The organism is Kribbella sancticallisti (assembly GCF_039530625.1).
GTDB lineage: Bacteria > Actinomycetota > Actinomycetes > Propionibacteriales > Kribbellaceae > Kribbella > Kribbella sancticallisti.
Genome location: NZ_BAAAOS010000017.1, coordinates 224,244 through 240,239, shown reverse-complemented (window position 1 = coordinate 240,239; position 15,996 = coordinate 224,244). Strand labels below are relative to the sequence as shown.

Sequence of the window (15,996 nt, the reverse complement as noted above, 5' to 3'; positions counted from 1 at the left end):
GTCGACGACGTCTACCGGGGCCGCGTGTTCTCCCTCTACGACATGATCTTCAACGTCGGGCAGGTCTCCGCCGCCGCCCTCGGCGCCGTCATCCTGCCCGACGACGGAAAGTCCTACCCGGTCCTCACGTTCGTGGTGCTCGGCTTCCTCCTGACCGCCTTCGCGTACTCCCACTTCTCCGCCAAGGAACCGCTGCCGGCCTAGAACACTAGGTTCCGCGCAGGGCGGTGATCGGTTGGATGGCCGAGGCCTTCCAGGCGGGGTAGGTGCCAGCTATGAGGCCGATGAGCGCACCCAGCAGCGGAGCTCCGAAGGTCAGCCGGTTGTCGAGGATCGGCGTCCAGTCGCGCATCCACGAGACGCCTACGGTCAGCAGAACGCCGACCGCAGTACCTAGTAGGCCGCCGAGGAAGCCGACGATCACGCTTTCGACCAGGAACTGCGCCGCGACGTGCCGGCGAGCCGCTCCGAGAGCGCGGCGCAGGCCGATCTCCGAGATGCGTTCCAGCACGGAGAGCAGGGTCACGTTGGCGATGCCGAGACCGCCGACCAGCAGCGCGACCGCTCCGAGGAGGAGGAACAGCGCGTTCAGGTCGGACTCCACGCCCTTGCGTACTCCGCCCTGCGTCGGTGGCGCGTCCACCGTCAAAGCGCTCGGGTTGTTCGGTGCGATCGCGATCGGCGCCTGCTTGGCGATCAACTGGGCGGCACCGACCGCGGTACGGATCTCGAGCGCGTCCGGTGCGGTCAGGTCGTAGGCGAGCTTGGCGGTGCCGTTCGGCATGATCACCGCGTCCAGCAGTTCGGCCTTGCCGCTGACCGACTCGAGGATGCCGATCACGGTGTACGCCTGGTCGCCGATGAAGACGGCCGGCTGGGAGTCGACCCGGTTGATCCCGAGCCGCTCCGCCGCGTGCTTGCCCAGGACGACGACCCGGTCCGCGCGCCGATCATGGCCGGCGTCGAAGAACCGGCCGGTGCGCAGGCTTCCCCGGACCGCGTCGAAGAGGCCGGGTGATCCCGCCATCACCTGGAGGGCGTGGCCGTTCTTCTGGCCCTCCAGCCCGCTGACGCTCCGGACCAGGTCGTCGCCGACGTCGAGTTGGCTCACGGTGCCGGCCGCGTCGACGCCGTTGAGGCGGGCGATGCGGTCGGGTGCGTCCCAGGGCAGTTGTGCCGCGGCTTCGCCCTCGCCCTTGTCGTCCGGTGCGACGACGACGCGGGTGGCGGCGGCGAGGTCGAACCGTTGGGTGATCTGCCCGGCTGCTGTCTGCCCTAGTCCTACCGTTCCTACCAAGGCTGCGATTCCGAGCACTGTGCCGAGCGTGGTCAGCACCAACCGCGTAGGCCGAGCCGCCACGCCGGCCAGCGCCTCATCCAGCAAATCCCGTACTGCGGGCCCGGTGGCAAGCCGCCGCTTGCGCCCGCGGCGCTCCCGGCCGGGCGCCGCGTCCGCCGACGCCCGCCACCGCCGACGGCGGCGCAGTCCGGCGGGTGGAGCGGCGGGGCCAGCGGTGGGTGAGGCTGGCCGCCTGCCGGAGCCGGAGGCTCGGCGGACCACACCGGCGAGGGCGAGGCGAGCCCGGCGAAGGAGCCGGGTGGGGCGGGAAGTGGACGGCCCGCCGGCGGGATCCGGGGGGCCTGCTTGGGGGGTTACCACTGGAGGGTCCCATCGACGATGCGGACCTGGCGTTGGGCCCGGCGGCTGACGTGGTCGTCGTGGGTGATCACCGCGAGCGTCATGCCCTCGTGGTGCAACTCGTCGAACACTTCGAGGATCGCCTCCGCATTGGCACTGTCCAGGTTTCCGGTCGGCTCGTCCGCGAGCAGCAGACTCGGTTCAGCGACCAGCGCCCGGGCGATCGCCACCCGCTGCCGTTCACCACCCGAGAGCGTGGACGGCCCGAAGTCCATCCGGTGAGCCAGCCCAACCCGCTCCAGCGCCACCCGGGCTCGCGCCATCCGCTCGCGCCGCGGCACACCGACGTACACCATCGAGAGCGCGACGTTCTCCAGCACCGTGCGGTGATCGAGCAGGTGGAACGACTGGAAGACGAACCCGATCCGCTCACCCCGCAGTACTGCGCGGCGCCGCTCGCGCAGGCTGAGCGTGTCGACGCCGTCCAGCCGATAGATCCCGCCGGTCGGGTTGTCGAGCAGCCCGAGCAGATGCAACAAGGTCGACTTGCCGGAGCCGGACGGGCCGACGATGGACAGGTACTCGCCCTGTCCGATGGTCAGATCGACCTCCCGGATCGCCTGCACCTCGGGCGGCCCGGGGAAGAAGCGCCGCACCCCGATCATCTCCACCACCGGTGCCGGCAGCGCCACCGCCGTCGCGGTCATCGTCCGACCACCACTTGGTCGCCCTCGGTCAACTGGGCGTCGCCGGACGGCGTCACCTGGGCGTATCCGTCCGCCGACAGCCCGACCGTGACCGGGATCAGCTCGACCTTGCCGTCCCGCAGTACCTCAACGCGGGAACCGCCGTCGGAACCGGCCGACAACGCGGCGACCGGGACGGCGAGCACCTTGCCACTGGTGCTCTTGACCGGGATGGTGACCTTCACGTTCGCCTCGCGCAGGCGTTCCAACTGGGCGGCGGTGAGCGACTTCGGCGCGACCACCACGTCGAACTGGTCCGCGGTGCGGGTGATCCGGCGGACCGTGGCGGGCACGAGGGTGCCGTCGCCGAGGTCGAGGCTGGCCGGCATCCCGGCCTTGAGCCGTTCCTTGGTGGCGGCATCGACCTTCACCGTGACCACCAGCGAGGCACCGCTGGCCGACATCACCACGCCGTTCACAGTGCCGCCGCGCTCGACCTTCACGTCGTCCACCCGGCGGGGCAGCGTCTTGATGAAGACCACCTCGGCCACTGGCAACGGCGTACCGGCCTTGAACTGGGCCTCGTTCAGAGCTTCTTGAGCGTCGGCCAGATTCTCCTCGGCGTCGTCGACCGCGCCCTGCTGGACCGAGGTGTCACCCTTGCCTGGGCCGGCCTTGGCCTGCTTGAGGGCAGCTTGTGCCTGCCGAAGCGCGTTCTTGGCCGCGTCAACGCCCTTGTCGGCGCCCTCCACGGCTTGGCTGAGCTGCTCATCGGGCTCGGGCGCCTCGTATCCCGCCGCTTCGTAGAGCTCCTCGACCGCGCGCGCAGTACTGCTGTCGTACTTCGTGTCGACGGTGCCCGGGTCGTAGCCGAGCCGGTCGAGGGTCTGCTCCAACTGCAGCACGTCCGGGCCCTTGGAGCCCGGCGCCAGCGAGCGATACATCGGCAGTACTCCGGCCAGGCCGATCACCGGGCGACCGGCGATCTCCAGCAGCACCTTGCCCTCCTGGATCGTCGACCCGACCTTCGGCACCTTCCCCGTCACCACGGCCGGCGTCTTCAGGCTGCTGGTCTCGATCCGCACGTTCACCGCTCCGTCGAACGAGGTGTCGCCGCGAGCGACGACCTTGCTGGACAACGCCTTCTTCTCCACCGGCACGGTGATCTGGGAGGCCTTCGGCGGCGCTGTCTTGGCGGCTGCGTCCTCCGGCGACATCAACCGGCTGCCCGCGGCGGCGCCCACGCCCAGCGAGAGCGTGGCCACCGCGGACACCCCGACCAACACCCTCCGACGGGACTTGGGTGAAGCGGTCATCGCTCCGACACCGCGTCGCGGTACTGCTCGAGCTGAGTCTTGTTCGCGGTCACGAACTCCTTCTCCTGCTCGTACTGCGCCTTCTTGTACGGCTCGTCGTACACCTTCGACTTGCAGCCCTGGTCGGCCTTGGCCAGCTCGATCTCCTCCTTGCGCAGGTCGGCGAGCTTCTGGGCGTCGACCTTGTCGAACGACGGCGGTCCGGTGATGACCGCCGGCCCGCCCGGGTTGCCCTTCCCCTTGCCCGCACCGGTCAGCTCTTCCAGCTTCTTGCCGATCTTGTCCCGCGGCTCGGCAACCTTCTTGAAGCCGGCGTGCCCGGCATCGGCGAGGCAGTCCGCCCAGGCCGAGGTGGCGTCGACCACCCGCTGGTCGGCGTCGATCCGCTTGCGCAGCGCCTCCAGGTCCTTGAACAGGGACTCGAACTTCTTGAAGTCGTCCAGCTTGTTCTCGCCCTTGCCGAACACCTCCTCGGCCGCCTTGCCGCGGCAGCCCATGTCGGTCACCTCGTTGTTGCCCTTGCCGTCGGCCGGCACCGCCACCACGTTGCCGTCGCCGGTCGCGTGCGGACCGTTCAGCGCCTTGTCGTAGGCCTTCTTGGCGGTCGCCGACAGCGCGTTGCGGATCTTGGTGTTGGGGTTGTCGTCGTCCTCGCCGCCCGGCTTGGACCAGTCGATCGTGCTGATGCCGTAGCCGTACTGCTCGGCGAACTTGTCCGGCGGCAGGTTGAAGGCGTCGTCGAACTTGGACTTCGGGTTCGACTCCGGCGGCACCGCGACGTACTGGAAGCCGGCCGCCTGCATGCACTTGGCGGTCGCGTCCTCGACCTTGCGCTGCTTGGCCAGTTGCTCCTCGGAGGACTCCTGACCGCCGCCGATCCGGGTCGCCCGCATCATCCCGCCGCCGGCGCTGCTCATGAACCCTTCGCCCATGTACTCCGCGAGCGGGCTCTTTCCGTCGCTCTCGGTCGGTTCCTTGTCCGCCGCCGGACTGTTGACGATCCCGCAGCCGGCCAGCGCCAGAACGGCGACCAGCGCGAGTGGTCCGACGCGGGGCACTGGTGCTTTGCGTGAGTTCTTCATGCCGTGGAGCGTGGCGGGCGGGCCGTGAAGAACCTGTGAAGGACCGATCAGCACCCGATGCTCTCAGCCGATCTTCATCGAAATCTCATCAAGATCGTGGACAGTGAGGGGCATGCCAGCCCGGATTCTCGTCGCCGAAGACGACCGGAAGCAGGCGGAGCTGATCCGACGCTATCTCGAGCGAGAGGGCCATCTGACCGTCGTCGTGCACGACGGCCGGGCCGCCATCGACGAGGCCCGCCGGCGCAGCCCCGACCTGCTGGTGCTCGACGTGATGATGCCGAAGGTCGACGGCCTCGACGTCTGCCGCGTACTGCGGGCCGACGGTGCCGTTGGTCGGGATGTCCCGATCATCATGCTCACCGCGCGGTCCACCGAGGACGACCTGCTGCTCGGCCTCGACCTGGGCGCCGACGACTACCTGACCAAGCCGTACAACCCGCGCGAACTCGTCGCCCGGGTCCGCACCGTACTGCGCCGGACCCGGAGCCGGGCCGAGGGCGAGGTGTACCGGGTCGGCGGGCTCGAGATCGACCCGGTCCGGCACGAGGTACGGCTGGAGGACGAACTCGTCGAGGTCACCCCGGCCGAGTTCAAGATCCTCGCCTGCCTGGCCGCCTCCCCCGGCCGCGCGTTCTCCCGGCAGCAGTTGCTGGAGCACGCCTTCGGGTTCGACCACTACGTGTTCGACCGGACGATCGACGTGCACGTGATGAACCTGCGCAAGAAGATCGAGCCCGCGCCGGCCAGCCCGGCGTACCTGAAGACCGTGTACGGCGTCGGCTACAAGCTCGCGGACAAGGTGGTGGCTTCCGATGCGTCGTAGCGTCCTGGTCAGATTTCTCGGGCTCTCGCTGGCGGTGGCCCTGGGCGCGGTGATCGCCACCGCCGTGATCGCCACCTACAGCACCTCGGAGAAGCTCCAGGGCGAGCTCGACGCGAACACCTCCCAGCTCCAGGTCGACGGCGACATCTACGGCCGCCTCACCGAGTACGCCGCCGACCACGCCACCTGGGCGGGCGTCGACAAACTGGTCAGGTCGATGGCCGACGAGTCCGGCCGGCGGATCGCCCTGACCGAGACGGACGGCACGGTGATCGCCGACTCGGCCCGGATGCTCGGCGCCGGTCCGGAGCTGCCCTCGGTGCCGGCGGCAACAATCAACGCCAAGCAGCAGGGCAACGGGATGTTCGTGAGCGCGGTCAGCAAGCTCGACGTGGTGGAGGCCCCGCCCTGGAAGACAGCGAGGGCCGGGGTCGCGATCGGCAGCCGGTACGGCGGATCCCAGGAGTGGGGTCTGACCGACGAGGAGAAGCGGCAGCGGGATGCGCTGGCGGACAAGGCCGCGGCCTGCTGGCAGGCGCAGGACAAGAAGGCGACGGTCGTCACCGGTGTCGGCGGCGCTCCCCAGGTGTCCGTCGAGATCGGCGAGACAGCCGACGGAACCACCGTGATGGGGTACCCCAAGGCGACCACGCTCCAGTCGGATCCGTGTTTGCCCGCGGGCCTCTACGCGCCGAGCGCGAAGGCGAAGAAGGTCAACGACGACGAGGTCCGCCGGGCGACCGACTGCCTCGACGCGGCTGGGGAGAAGTACGACCTCAGCCAGGTCGCCGGTCTCCAGGTCGTCACTCCGGTCGACAAGACGGCGTTGACGAATACTTTCACCGACTGCGTGGCGACGGCCCGCACCGAGGCGTTCGCACCGTACGTCGCTCCCGAGGCGCGGCTCTATCTCGGCGCCAAGAACAGCTTCAACGTCTTCTCCGGCGAAGGCCTGGCCCGTACTGCGGCCACAGCGCTCGGCGTGCTCCTGATCGCGGCTCTGGTCATGGTGTTCGCCGGGCGGCGCCTGGTCCGGCCGATCCTTGCTCTCACCGGGGCGGCCCAGCGGATGACGAACGGGGATCACGCAGCCCGAGTCCCGGTGACCGGGCGGGACGAGGTGGCCCGGCTCGGGCATGCCTTCAACGCGATGGCCGAGTCGATCCAGCACCACGACCACCAGCGCAAGGCGATGGTCAGCGACGTCGCGCACGAACTCCGTACTCCGCTCGCGAACATCAAGGGCTACCTGGTCGCCTCCGAGGACGGCGTGGTTCCGCTCGACCGGGAGCTGGTGACGTCGCTGCTGGAGGAGGCCGGGCTACTCGAACGACTGGTGGTGGATCTGCAGGACCTGGCTCTGGCGGATGCGGGCAAGTTGCGGGTGCATCCGGAGTTGCGGGATCTCTCCGACCTGGCTCAGCAGGTCGTCGCGGCCCACCGGCCTGCCGCTGAAGCCGCCGGAGTCGCCCTGATCGCCGAGGCTCCAGGGCCGGCGCCGGCCGTCGTGGACCACGCCCGGATCCGGCAGGCGCTGGGCAACCTGGTCTCCAACGCCATCCGGTTCACCGCGGCCGAGGGAAAGGTGGTGGTCGGCGTACGGCGGGTTGGTGACGGGTACAACCTGACCGTCGTCGACAACGGCACCGGGATCGCGGCCGAGCATCTACCGCACCTCTTCGACCGCTTCTACCGGGTCGAGCACTCCCGCAGCCGGACCACCGGCGGCAGCGGACTCGGCCTGGCGATCACCAAGCACCTGGTCGAAGCCCACGACGGCACCATCACCGTCACCAGCCGGCCGTCGCACGGCTCGACCTTCACCATCCACCTCCCCAGCCGTCCGCCGGGGGCAGCAGACCGCCTCTAGACTGCGGTCGTGGCGAGGAGTCGGAAGGCCAAGGTTGCCGATGTGCACGAGGTCGCGTCGGGCATGCCTCACGTCACGGTCGAGCAGGGTGGCGGGGAGAACAAGGTCTACCAGGTCGGTGGCAAGTCGTTCGTCTTCTTCCGGACGCCGCGACCCGACGCCTTCGACCCCGACACCGGCGAGCGCTACGACGACGTCATCGTCATCTGGGTGCCGGCCGAGGAGGACAAGCTCGCCCTGGTCTCGGACGAGAGCAACCCGTTCTTCACCACTCCGCACTTCGCCGGGCATCTGTCGGTCCTCGTCCGCGCCAGCCGGCTCGGCGAGCTCAGCTGTGCGGAGCTGACCGAGGTGATCCAGGACGCCTGGCTCTCCCGGGCCTCCAAGCGCCGAGCCGCCACCTGGCTCGAAGAACACCGCCTGGCCTGAACACTCTGTCTGATCAGCTAGTCAGGCTCCAACTGCTCAGCAGCCGCAGGGCTTCCGCGGTGGCAGAGCCCGGCTCGACGTTGTAGACGCACAGGATCTGGTCCGGGTCGTCGGGCAGTTGGAGCGCCTCGTAGGAGAAGTGGAGCTCCCCGACCTCCGGGTGGTGGTAGAGCTTGCTGCCGTGGGTGCGGCGCAGTACGTGGTGGTTGTTCCACCAGGTGCTGAACTCCGGCGACTGCAAGGTGAGCTCGCCCACGAGGTCGGCCAGCCGCCGGTCGTTGGGGTAGCGGCCCGCGTCCAGGCGGAGCATGGCGACGGTCTCGGCGGCGATTCGTTCCCAGTCGCCGACACGCTCACGGGCCTCGGGGTCCAGGAGGTAGTAGCGGGCAAGGTTTCGCTTCGTGGCGGGGAGCGCGTCGAAGTCGGTCACGACAGCGCGCGCCAGGCGGTTCGCGGCCAGCACGTCCGTACGCCGCCCAACGATGAAGGCAGGGACCTGTTCCAGGGTCTGGAGCATCAGGTACAGGCCGGGGCGGACCCGCTGCGGCGCGACCGGAGTACGACGGGCTGGTGTGGGCCGGGCGAGCAGATCGGTGAGGTGCTCGCGTTCACCGAGATTGAGCTGGAGTGCACGGCAAAGGGCCTCGACGACTTCAGGTGAAGGACTACCACCGCGGCCCTGCTCCAGCCGGGTGTAGTACTCCGTACTCACGCCGGCCAGGCGCCCGACCTCGTCACGGCGTAGTCCAGGCACCCTCCGGGAGCGGCCGTCTTCTGGCAACCCGGCCTGGTCCGGCGTGATCCGGGCGCGCCGGGTGCGCAGGAAGTCGGCAAGCTCGCTACTGCGGTCCATAGACCCAGTGTGAGTCAGCCAGGTACCGCTTGCCGCACTGCTGGGTGGCCCTCTCAGTACCTGCCTGCGCGGGGCCCGCTCGAGGCCCCCGAACGGCGCTCCGGACTGATGTTCTGGAGTGGCGGCTGAGAGCCGCGATCCCCCAACTTCGGAAGGTGTTTCCATGTCCAAGTCCCTCACCGGCCGCGTGGCCGTCATCACCGGCGCCTCCAGCGGTATCGGCGAAGCCACGGCCGAGCACTTGGCCGCGCTGGGCGCGAGCGTCGCAGTACTGGCGCGGCGGACCGACCGGCTGAACGAGCTGGTCGCCCGGATCGAGAAGGATGGCGGTACCGCCCTGGCGATCGCCGTCGACGTGACGGATGCCGCCGCGGTGCGGTCGGCCGCAGACCGGGTGGCGGCCGAGCTCGGCGGCGCCGACCTGCTCTTCAACAACGCGGGCGTGATGCTGGCCGGCCCGATCGAGGAGCTGGCCACGGACCAGTGGCAGCGTCAGATCGACCTCAACATCACCGGCCTGATGAACGCCATCGGTGCCTTCACCCCGCAGTTGGCCGCCGCGGCCGCCGAGCGCGGTGTCGCCGACCTGATCAACACCTCGTCGATCGGGGCGCAGAACATCTACCCGAACTTCGCGGTGTACTGCGGAACGAAGGCCTACGTCACGCACCTGTCCCGGCAGATGCGCGCCGAGCTCGGCCCGAAGAACGTCCGGGTCTCGGCGCTGGAGCCAGGCTTCGTCAGCACCGAACTGCAGAGCCACGTCACCGACGAGGCCACGGTCGAGTGGCTGGCGGGAGCCAGGGAGGCGCTGGAGTGGCTCGCCCCGCAGGACATCGCCGAGACCGTCGGCTTCCTGGCCACCCTGCCGCCGCGGGCGAACCTCCAGCAGATCACCATCATGCCGACGGGTCAGACCAGCTGACGCTCAGAGGGCGACGGTCGCCAGCACGTTGCCGGCCTCGTCGTAGCTGATGATGCTGCCGTCGGCGTGCTGGGTCGCCTCGGTGTTCAGCCAGGACAGAGCGAACCAGCCGTCGGTCACCTTCACGTCATGGACCGGGCCGTCTCCGTCCGGATCGATCCGGATCCTGGCGATGTTCGGCGCCACCCGGCCCATGCCGTGGTACCAGGCGCCCCGGCACGGAACCCCCGGGCAGATCGCGCCACCCCGGACCAACGCCTCGGGAGCCTGCCGGACGAAGCCGTCGATCGTGTCGATCCTCGGTCCCAGACCGAGCGGAGCCGCGTGATCGCCGAAGGTCGGACCGAGTTCGCACGCGACGACCTTGCGACCCGACGGCGACACCGCCACCAGGTTGACCGATTCTCCGGCCGCCGTCGCCGACGCCACCACCCGCCACTTCGTCAGGTCGGTCCAGAACACGATCGAGCAGTTGCGCAACTGCTCGGTCGTGCCGGCCGGCAGCGGATCCCGCCGAGCGGCCGCGACCAGCTTCTCCGAGGGCTTGTCGCCGCCCGGAATCGTGCAGGCGAGGAAGCGATCCCCCGTCCGCAGCACGTACGGCGCTGTGTCTCCCGACGACCACTGGCCCTTCGGCAGCGTCCGCCTGATCCCTGGATAGCGCAGTTCGCACCGCCGGCTCACCTCGGCCATGGTCAACTGCTGGCCGGCACCCTCCTCGCCGCGAGGGATACCCGGGACCGGGCTGAAGAGCTGCGCGCTCTGGTCCGTCGCCGGAGTGTCGGCGACGTCCGGCCGATCGTTCGCGATGCCGACATTCGGCAGCAGGGCGGCGGCGATCGCGACGGCGGCGATGCCGGTCACCACCGCGCCGAACGAGAACAGCCGCCGTTTGCGCCGGCTCCGGCGACCGCGGGCCAGCAGCGCTGACGAGTCGATCGGAGCCAGCGGATCGGTGCCCGCCAGCCGGTGCAGCTCGGCGCCGAGATCCTGGAGGTCTTCCATCTCGTTCCCCTTCACCGGATCCGGCCGATCTGCCGGGCCCGGTCAATCGCGTGCCGGAGAGTCTCGAGGCCGCGGGACACCTGGCTCTTCACCGTTCCCGGCGAGCAGCCGAGGGCCTCGGCCGTCTGCTCGACGGAGAGATCCTCGTAGTACCGGAGCACCACGCAGGCGCGCTGACGCGGCCCGAGCTGACTCAGCGCGGCGAGGACTTCGTCACGGTCGGCGTGGTCGGCCGCATGGTCGCCCGACCGGGCTCGATCCGGGAGCAGGTCACCGGTCGGCACCTCACGGCGCCAAGGACGCCGACCGGTGTCGACGGCCGCGTTGACGACGACGCGGCGTGCGTAGGCGAGCGGGTTCCCCGCCCGCGTCACCCGGGGCCAGACCAGGTACAGCTTGTAGAGGGCGTCCTGGACCACGTCGTCGGCGCGATGCCAGTCGCCGCACACCAGGAACGCGGTCCGCCGCAGCGACGCACTCGCCGCCTCGACGAACTCGACATACTCCTGGTCCCGGTCCACCATCGCGCCCCCACTCTCCCTTGTCCTCCTCAATACGGAAGCGGCGACGGCCGGGGTTGCGTCCGGCAAGGAGTGAAGTGGACCTCTCGCTGCGACACTGAGTGCTGTGAGCTACCCACCGTCCGGTCCGCAGGATCCTCGACCGCAGGATCAGCCCGGCCAGAACTCCGGCCGGCAGTCGCAGCCATACCATCCGCAGGGATATCAACCGGGCAACTACGCTCCGGGCGGACAGGCTGCGCCGCCCTATGGTCAGCCGCCCCGAAAGAACCGGGCCGGGCTGATCATCATCTTGATGCTGGTCCTTCTGCTCGCCGTGCTGGGTGTGGGCGGTGTGCTCGCCTTCGGGCTGGTCTCGGGTGACGGCGAAGCGGCCCCTGATCCCGGACCGGCCACGTCGGTCGCGCCCCCGGCGAGCAGTCCGACGCCGGAGCGGTCCATTCCCGCGCCGCTGCCGACCCGGACGGTGAAGCCGCCGACGGCCAAGCCACCGGTCACCCCGTCCGTTCGGCCGCCGGTCAAGCCGGCCGAGAGCGCGGTGGAGCTCGCCAGGCGCTTCGTCGCCCAACTCAACGCGAACAACTCCGCCGCGGCGACAGCACTCGGCTGCGCGAGCGCGAAGCAAGTGCTGCCGCTCCTGATCAAGCAGTGGATCGAGCCGCCGACGAAGCTCACCGTCGGCGAGCCGTTCGGTCAGCAGCCGACGTTCGGCATTCCCCTCGCGGGCACCACCAAGGGATCAGCCGTCGGTGGCCTGATGGTCGTGCAGAAGCTCAGCGACGAACCACTCTGCGTCCGGGCCTTCACGATCAGCCCGAAGTGATCAGCGTCTTCACCCGGTCGATGCCAAGGGCAAGGAAGAGCGTGGGCAGCCGCGGCCCGCGCTCCTTCCCGACCAGGAGTTGGTAGAGCAGCGTGAAGAACACCTTCTGGTCGGCGGCCACCTCGGGCGTCGGTCCGGAGTCAAGGCTCAACCCCAGCGCCAGCTTCGGTACGCCGTACACGAGGCTGGTCACCTTCTCCAGGGTCATGCCGGACCTGAGGTTCTCCCGCAGGAGGGTGAGCCAGGTCCGCTCGGTCTCGGTGAGCTCGGCCAGGCGTGCAGTGTCGGGGGTGTCGCGGACCTTCGTGCGGTCCTGCTCGTCGACGTACCGCTCGATCCAGGTGGTGGCGAGGTCGAGCCGCGGCTGCAACTGGTCGATCGAGTCGTGCGGATAACCCACCTCGGCGACGATCCGGGCGATCTGCTCGGTCGAACCGGCGGTGATGTCCGCGACGGATGAGAGGATCCGGAACGGCACGACCACCTCGGGCGTCCGCAGTACGCCGACCGCACGCTCGTACGCGGCTTGCTGCGCCTCGTTCCGCTCCTTGCGCGCCAGGCTGTCCCATTCGTCGTACAGGCGGACGACTTCGGGACCGAGGTCGATCGTGAACGCCTGGTTCGGCCTGCGCCTGGCGTAGAGCCACCGCACTATCGGCGCTTCCAGCACGGCGAGCGCGTCGGCCGGCGTCGGCACGCGTCCCGCGGACCCGGACATCTTGGCCATTCCCTGCACCCCGACGAACGAATATCCCAGGTACGACGGAGCCGCGCCGCCGAACACGTCCCTGGCCAGTTCTGCGCCGACCGTGAACGACGAGCCGGGCGTCGAATGATCGACACCGGCGGCCTCGAAGTCGACCGCCTCGTAGACCCAGCGCATCGGCCAGTCCACCTTCCAGACCAGCTTCCCGGCGCCGTGCTCGGTGTCGACCCGCACGCTCCCCGCGTGACCGCACGCGCAGCCGTACTCCGCGATCGTCGTCTCGTCGTCGTAGCTCCGCACGGTGGTGGAGTCACGACCGCACTGCCGGCAGTAGAACTTGTACGGAAAGGTGGCCTGGCTGCTGCCTTCCTTGGTGCGATACCGGTTGAGGACCTCGTCGATCCTGGTCCGGTTCCTGATCGCGGTGAGAATCTCTTCCCGGTAGGCGCCGGACTCGTACCTCTCACTCCGGCCACCCCGCAGGCACCTTGCGCAGCCGGTCGAAGTCGTCCCAGGACAGCAGGTGCCGCACCGGCTTCCCCACCCGCCGGAGCTCCTCAGCCACGAAATGCGGAACCAGAATCTCCCGCAGATTGCCTAGGTGCACGGGCCCCGACGGGCTGATCCCCGAGGCGCACGTCACCACCTCGGACCGCACCTGATGCTCCAACGCCGCCTCGGCGGCCCGTCGCACCCAGTCACTCACCATGCCGGGCGACGCTACTTCAGGTGACGGCGCGGACGCGCGGCATTTATCCCGTCACCCGTCGGCCAGGCGACCCAGCATGCCGATCAGCGAGCGACGCTCGGCGGCGGTCAGCTCGCCGAGCAAGTCGTCTTCCATCGCGCGAATGTCGGCACGTGCCGCGGAAAGTCGCTCCCGGCCCGCCGTCGTGAGGCGGACCTGGCGGTTCCGGCGATCTGCCGGGTCGGGCTCGCGGACGATCAGTCCGTCCTCTTCGAGCTGGTCGAGCAGCCTGATCAACCGGGACTTGTCGTACCCGATCGCGGTGGCGAGGGTCAGCTGGTTGGCGGCCGGCTGGTCAGCCAGGTGCGACAGCACGCTGTAACCCCACATCGAGAGCTCGTGCCGGCCCAGCAGCGGTCCCTCGGCGGCCATCAGCCGCCGGATGATCCGCCCGAACAGCGATCCCAGATCTTCGCGCTCCATGCCTCGGATGATAAGAGTTGAACAACCATAAGCAGGTACATATGATCTATATATGCCTACCAATTCGTTGCATCAAGCCAAGACCCGCTCCGTCTCGATCGCCGCGTCGCCGCAGGCCGTCTTCGACCTCGTCACCGATCCGGCCGCCCTTCCGCGCTGGGCTCCCGGTGTTGCTCGTTCCGTCCGGGTGGACGGCGACGACTGGATCCTCGAGAACGCCCAGGGCGAAACGCGCGTCACCCTGCGCACCTCGCCTGACCACGGCACCGTCGACCTGCTGATCGCCGAGAACCAGGGCGTGTTCACCCGCGTCCTGCCGAACGGGGAAGGCAGTGAGTATCAGTTCACGATGCTGCTGCCCGCGGACCTGCCCGACGAAGCGGTCGCGGAGCAGATGACCATCGTCGAAGCGGAGTTGGAGGCCGTCCGCACGCTCTGCGAAGCGGTCAGGGAGCCAGCGCCCGAGCAGTCTCGAGGAGATCAGCGCCAGTAGGGAGCGTGGCGATGATCGGAGTGTCCAGCCCGTTCTCCACGTACTGGTTGATCCGGGCGCGGCAGTCGGCGGCCGTGCCGTGGACGATCAAGTCGTCGATCACCTCGACGGGCACCGCTGCCATCGCCGCGTTGCGGTCGCCGGCCGCCCAGGCGTCGCGCATCTCCTTCATCGCCTCGCCGCGGCCGAGCCAGTCATGGAAGGCGGCGTAGCCGGGCACGGTCAGGTAGGTGGCGATCAGGAACCGGCCGATGTTGCGCGCCATCTCCGCGTCCTCGGTCACGCAGACGAAGATCCGGGCGGCGAGTTCCTTCTCGTCGCCGAGTTCGGCCCTGACCTGGCGGACGTCCGAAGCAGCCAACCAGTTGGTTATAGCGCCGTCAGCCTCCCGCGCGGCCAGCCGCAGCATCTGCGGACGCAGCGCCGCCAGCATGATGGAGGGAGCCACCTCCGGCGCCTTCTCCAACCGGAACCGCTTGATGGTGAAGCTGTCGAACTCACCGTCCACCTTGTCGCCCGCGAACGCCGCGCGCAGGAACCGCAGTACGTCGCGGGTGCGGGCCAGCGGCGGGTCGTACGCGATCCCGTTCCAGCCGGTCACGATCGTCTCGGACGACGCCCCGATCCCCAGCACGAACCGCCCTGGCGCCAGCTCTGCCAGCGCGGCCGCACTCATCGCCAACGCGGCCGGCCCCCGCGTATGAACCGGTACTACGGCCGTCCCCAGCCGCAACTGCTCGTCCCACTCGGACGCGAGCACCAACGGCGTGAACGCGTCAGCGCCCGCGACCTCCGCCGACCACAGATCGGTGTAGCCCAGCGAAGCCAGCTCGGAGACGAGCGGGCGGTGATCCCGCAGCGGGACCCCGGTCAGTGGAACGGTCAGACCCCAGCGCATTCAGATCATCCTCTTCAGCAGCGGCAGCGGTGCGTACCTGAGAACCCTTGCCATCGGCACCCAAGGCCAGGCCGGCACATGGGCCTTGGCCTTCTCGGCCTCGATCGCCGACACCATCGCCCGGACGCCGGGCACGGTGTCCACGATCAACGGCGTGTTCGCGACATGTTCGTTCAGCTCGGACTTGATGTAGCCGGGCAGGATCGCGCTCACCTTGATCGGCTTGCCGAGCAGCTCCACCTGCAGGCCTTCCGCGAGCGTCGCCACCGCCGCCTTCGTCGCGGCGTACGTCGTGACGGCCTTCGGGAGGCCGCGCACTCCGGCGACCGAGGAGACCAGCACCAGATGCCCGGCGTTCTTCGCCCGGAACAGCTCCATCGCGGCCTCGGCCTGGGCCAGCACCGCGACGAAGTTCGTCTGCGCGGTCTGCAGGTTCGCGTCGAACCGGCCGGTGCCGAGCGGCGCGCCCTTGCCGATGCCCGCGTTCACGATGATCCGGTCCAGCCCGCCCAGTTCGGCATCCAGCGACCGGAACACCTCGAACACCTCGGCGTGATCGTTCACGTCGAGCCGGCGGATCACCACCGTCACCGAAGGATGAGCCGCGGCCAGTTCGTCCTGCAGCGCCTTCAGCCGGTCCTCGCGGCGCGCGGTCAAGGCGAGGTTGTGGCCCTTCGCGGCGAACTGCCGGGCCATCTCCTCGCCCAGTCCCGAGCTCGCCCCGGTGATCAGGATGTTGCGTCGCATCAGGTC

18 protein-coding genes and 1 pseudogene are annotated in these 15,996 nt (G+C 69.3%); 7 read left to right on the top strand and 12 right to left on the bottom strand.

Annotated features, from left to right (window positions below; genetic code table 11):
* Nucleotides 1–204 (top strand): annotated as a pseudogene (locus tag ABD255_RS08805) (MFS transporter); the annotation flags it as partial.
* 4 nt (nucleotides 205–208) lie between these two features.
* Here the strand turns inward: ABD255_RS08805 and ABD255_RS08800 are convergent.
* From ABD255_RS08800 to ABD255_RS08785, 4 genes are all read right to left on the bottom strand, one after another.
* The gene (locus ABD255_RS08800) at nucleotides 209–1,561 is read right to left on the bottom strand and encodes an ABC transporter permease (RefSeq protein ID WP_344211723.1); all 1,353 of its coding nucleotides are present in this window, start codon (nucleotides 1,559–1,561) and stop codon (nucleotides 209–211) included.
* A gap of 92 nt (nucleotides 1,562–1,653) precedes the next feature.
* Nucleotides 1,654–2,346, bottom strand: coding sequence for an ABC transporter ATP-binding protein (locus ABD255_RS08795; protein WP_344211721.1), 693 nt, complete (start codon nucleotides 2,344–2,346; stop codon nucleotides 1,654–1,656).
* Nucleotides 2,343–3,641, bottom strand: coding sequence for a peptidoglycan-binding protein (locus tag ABD255_RS08790; protein WP_344211719.1), 1,299 nt, complete (start codon nucleotides 3,639–3,641; stop codon nucleotides 2,343–2,345). The genes ABD255_RS08795 and ABD255_RS08790 overlap by 4 nt, the downstream gene beginning before the upstream one ends.
* Entirely contained in the window at nucleotides 3,638–4,723 is a 1,086-nt protein-coding gene (locus ABD255_RS08785; RefSeq protein WP_344211717.1) for a hypothetical protein, read from the bottom strand. Before ABD255_RS08785 ends, ABD255_RS08790 begins: the two co-directional genes overlap by 4 nt.
* Before the next feature lie 112 nt (nucleotides 4,724–4,835).
* Between ABD255_RS08785 and ABD255_RS08780 the strand changes: the two genes are divergently transcribed.
* Genes ABD255_RS08780 through ABD255_RS08770 form a run of 3 tightly spaced genes read left to right on the top strand, consistent with a single transcriptional unit; the run spans nucleotide 4,836 to nucleotide 7,848 of the window.
* Nucleotides 4,836–5,549 (top strand): response regulator transcription factor, encoded by a 714-nt coding sequence (locus tag ABD255_RS08780; RefSeq protein ID WP_344211715.1) that lies wholly within the window; start codon nucleotides 4,836–4,838, stop codon nucleotides 5,547–5,549.
* Nucleotides 5,539–7,419, top strand: a complete 1,881-nt coding sequence (locus ABD255_RS08775; RefSeq protein WP_344211713.1) for a sensor histidine kinase — start codon at nucleotides 5,539–5,541, stop codon at nucleotides 7,417–7,419. Before ABD255_RS08780 ends, ABD255_RS08775 begins: the two co-directional genes overlap by 11 nt.
* A gap of 9 nt (nucleotides 7,420–7,428) precedes the next feature.
* Nucleotides 7,429–7,848, top strand: coding sequence for an MmcQ/YjbR family DNA-binding protein (locus ABD255_RS08770; RefSeq protein ID WP_344211711.1), 420 nt, complete (start codon nucleotides 7,429–7,431; stop codon nucleotides 7,846–7,848).
* Nucleotides 7,849–7,861: 13 nt separating this feature from the next.
* Here ABD255_RS08770 and ABD255_RS08765 read toward each other — a convergent pair whose 3' ends face one another.
* The gene (locus ABD255_RS08765) at nucleotides 7,862–8,701 is read right to left on the bottom strand and encodes a helix-turn-helix transcriptional regulator (protein ID WP_344211709.1); all 840 of its coding nucleotides are present in this window, start codon (nucleotides 8,699–8,701) and stop codon (nucleotides 7,862–7,864) included.
* Nucleotides 8,702–8,864: 163 nt separating this feature from the next.
* Between ABD255_RS08765 and ABD255_RS08760 the strand changes: the two genes are divergently transcribed.
* Complete coding sequence (locus ABD255_RS08760) at nucleotides 8,865–9,626, top strand: SDR family oxidoreductase (RefSeq protein WP_344211707.1); 762 nt, start codon at nucleotides 8,865–8,867, stop codon at nucleotides 9,624–9,626.
* 3 nt (nucleotides 9,627–9,629) lie between these two features.
* Here the strand turns inward: ABD255_RS08760 and ABD255_RS08755 are convergent, their stop codons facing one another.
* On the bottom strand, nucleotides 9,630–10,631 hold the full coding sequence (locus ABD255_RS08755) for a hypothetical protein (RefSeq protein ID WP_344211705.1): 1,002 nt from the start codon (nucleotides 10,629–10,631) through the stop codon (nucleotides 9,630–9,632).
* A gap of 11 nt (nucleotides 10,632–10,642) precedes the next feature.
* Nucleotides 10,643–11,155 carry a SigE family RNA polymerase sigma factor gene (locus ABD255_RS08750; protein WP_344211703.1) on the bottom strand — a complete coding sequence of 171 codons (513 nt, stop codon included), beginning with the start codon at nucleotides 11,153–11,155 and terminating at the stop codon, nucleotides 10,643–10,645.
* 292 nt (nucleotides 11,156–11,447) lie between these two features.
* On the opposite strand from ABD255_RS08750, the gene ABD255_RS08745 reads away from it, so the two are divergent.
* Nucleotides 11,448–11,975: a hypothetical protein gene (locus ABD255_RS08745; protein WP_344211701.1), complete on the top strand. Its 528-nt coding sequence runs from the start codon at nucleotides 11,448–11,450 to the stop codon at nucleotides 11,973–11,975.
* Here the strand turns inward: ABD255_RS08745 and lysS are convergent.
* The 3 genes from lysS to ABD255_RS08730 are packed head-to-tail and all read right to left on the bottom strand — an operon-like array spanning nucleotide 11,962 to nucleotide 13,852.
* Nucleotides 11,962–13,101 (bottom strand): lysine--tRNA ligase, encoded by a 1,140-nt coding sequence (gene lysS / locus ABD255_RS08740; protein WP_344212334.1) that lies wholly within the window; start codon nucleotides 13,099–13,101, stop codon nucleotides 11,962–11,964. The genes ABD255_RS08745 and lysS overlap by 14 nt on opposite strands.
* Before the next feature lie 43 nt (nucleotides 13,102–13,144).
* Nucleotides 13,145–13,390 carry a hypothetical protein gene (locus tag ABD255_RS08735; RefSeq protein WP_344211699.1) on the bottom strand — a complete coding sequence of 82 codons (246 nt, stop codon included), beginning with the start codon at nucleotides 13,388–13,390 and terminating at the stop codon, nucleotides 13,145–13,147.
* Between the two features lie 51 nt (nucleotides 13,391–13,441).
* Nucleotides 13,442–13,852, bottom strand: coding sequence for a MarR family winged helix-turn-helix transcriptional regulator (locus ABD255_RS08730; protein WP_344211697.1), 411 nt, complete (start codon nucleotides 13,850–13,852; stop codon nucleotides 13,442–13,444).
* Nucleotides 13,853–13,904: 52 nt separating this feature from the next.
* Here ABD255_RS08730 and ABD255_RS08725 point away from each other — a divergent pair, with 52 nt between their 5' ends.
* A complete protein-coding gene (locus tag ABD255_RS08725) occupies nucleotides 13,905–14,345 on the top strand; it encodes an SRPBCC family protein (protein ID WP_344211695.1) in 441 nt (146 codons plus the stop codon).
* On the opposite strand, the gene ABD255_RS08720 is transcribed toward ABD255_RS08725, so the two are convergent.
* Together ABD255_RS08720 and ABD255_RS08715 are read right to left on the bottom strand one after the other, a co-directional pair.
* Nucleotides 14,299–15,243 (bottom strand): LLM class F420-dependent oxidoreductase, encoded by a 945-nt coding sequence (locus ABD255_RS08720; RefSeq protein ID WP_344211693.1) that lies wholly within the window; start codon nucleotides 15,241–15,243, stop codon nucleotides 14,299–14,301. The two genes, ABD255_RS08725 and ABD255_RS08720, sit on opposite strands and share 47 nt — an antisense overlap.
* The gene (locus ABD255_RS08715; RefSeq protein WP_344211691.1) at nucleotides 15,244–15,990 is read right to left on the bottom strand and encodes an SDR family oxidoreductase; all 747 of its coding nucleotides are present in this window, start codon (nucleotides 15,988–15,990) and stop codon (nucleotides 15,244–15,246) included.
* Nucleotides 15,991–15,996: the final 6 nt, after the last annotated feature.

Excerpts from the sequence above, each read along its gene's own strand:
- ABD255_RS08730 (WP_344211697.1), bottom strand. The coding sequence starts at position 13,852 with ATGGAGCGCGAAGATCTGGGATCGCTGTTCGGGCGGATCATCCGGCGG.
- ABD255_RS08795 (WP_344211721.1), bottom strand. The coding sequence starts at position 2,346 with ATGACCGCGACGGCGGTGGCGCTGCCGGCACCGGTGGTGGAGATGATC.
- ABD255_RS08790 (WP_344211719.1), bottom strand. The coding sequence starts at position 3,641 with ATGACCGCTTCACCCAAGTCCCGTCGGAGGGTGTTGGTCGGGGTGTCC.
- ABD255_RS08750 (WP_344211703.1), bottom strand. The coding sequence starts at position 11,155 with ATGGTGGACCGGGACCAGGAGTATGTCGAGTTCGTCGAGGCGGCGAGT.
- ABD255_RS08735 (WP_344211699.1), bottom strand. The coding sequence starts at position 13,390 with ATGGTGAGTGACTGGGTGCGACGGGCCGCCGAGGCGGCGTTGGAGCAT.
- ABD255_RS08775 (WP_344211713.1), top strand. The coding sequence starts at position 5,539 with ATGCGTCGTAGCGTCCTGGTCAGATTTCTCGGGCTCTCGCTGGCGGTG.
- ABD255_RS08765 (WP_344211709.1), bottom strand. The coding sequence starts at position 8,701 with ATGGACCGCAGTAGCGAGCTTGCCGACTTCCTGCGCACCCGGCGCGCC.
- ABD255_RS08755 (WP_344211705.1), bottom strand. The coding sequence starts at position 10,631 with ATGGAAGACCTCCAGGATCTCGGCGCCGAGCTGCACCGGCTGGCGGGC.
- ABD255_RS08745 (WP_344211701.1), top strand. The coding sequence starts at position 11,448 with ATGCTGGTCCTTCTGCTCGCCGTGCTGGGTGTGGGCGGTGTGCTCGCC.
- ABD255_RS08785 (WP_344211717.1), bottom strand. The coding sequence starts at position 4,723 with ATGAAGAACTCACGCAAAGCACCAGTGCCCCGCGTCGGACCACTCGCG.
- ABD255_RS08760 (WP_344211707.1), top strand. The coding sequence starts at position 8,865 with ATGTCCAAGTCCCTCACCGGCCGCGTGGCCGTCATCACCGGCGCCTCC.
- ABD255_RS08715 (WP_344211691.1), bottom strand. The coding sequence starts at position 15,990 with ATGCGACGCAACATCCTGATCACCGGGGCGAGCTCGGGACTGGGCGAG.
- ABD255_RS08780 (WP_344211715.1), top strand. The coding sequence starts at position 4,836 with ATGCCAGCCCGGATTCTCGTCGCCGAAGACGACCGGAAGCAGGCGGAG.
- ABD255_RS08720 (WP_344211693.1), bottom strand. The coding sequence starts at position 15,243 with ATGCGCTGGGGTCTGACCGTTCCACTGACCGGGGTCCCGCTGCGGGAT.
- ABD255_RS08725 (WP_344211695.1), top strand. The coding sequence starts at position 13,905 with ATGCCTACCAATTCGTTGCATCAAGCCAAGACCCGCTCCGTCTCGATC.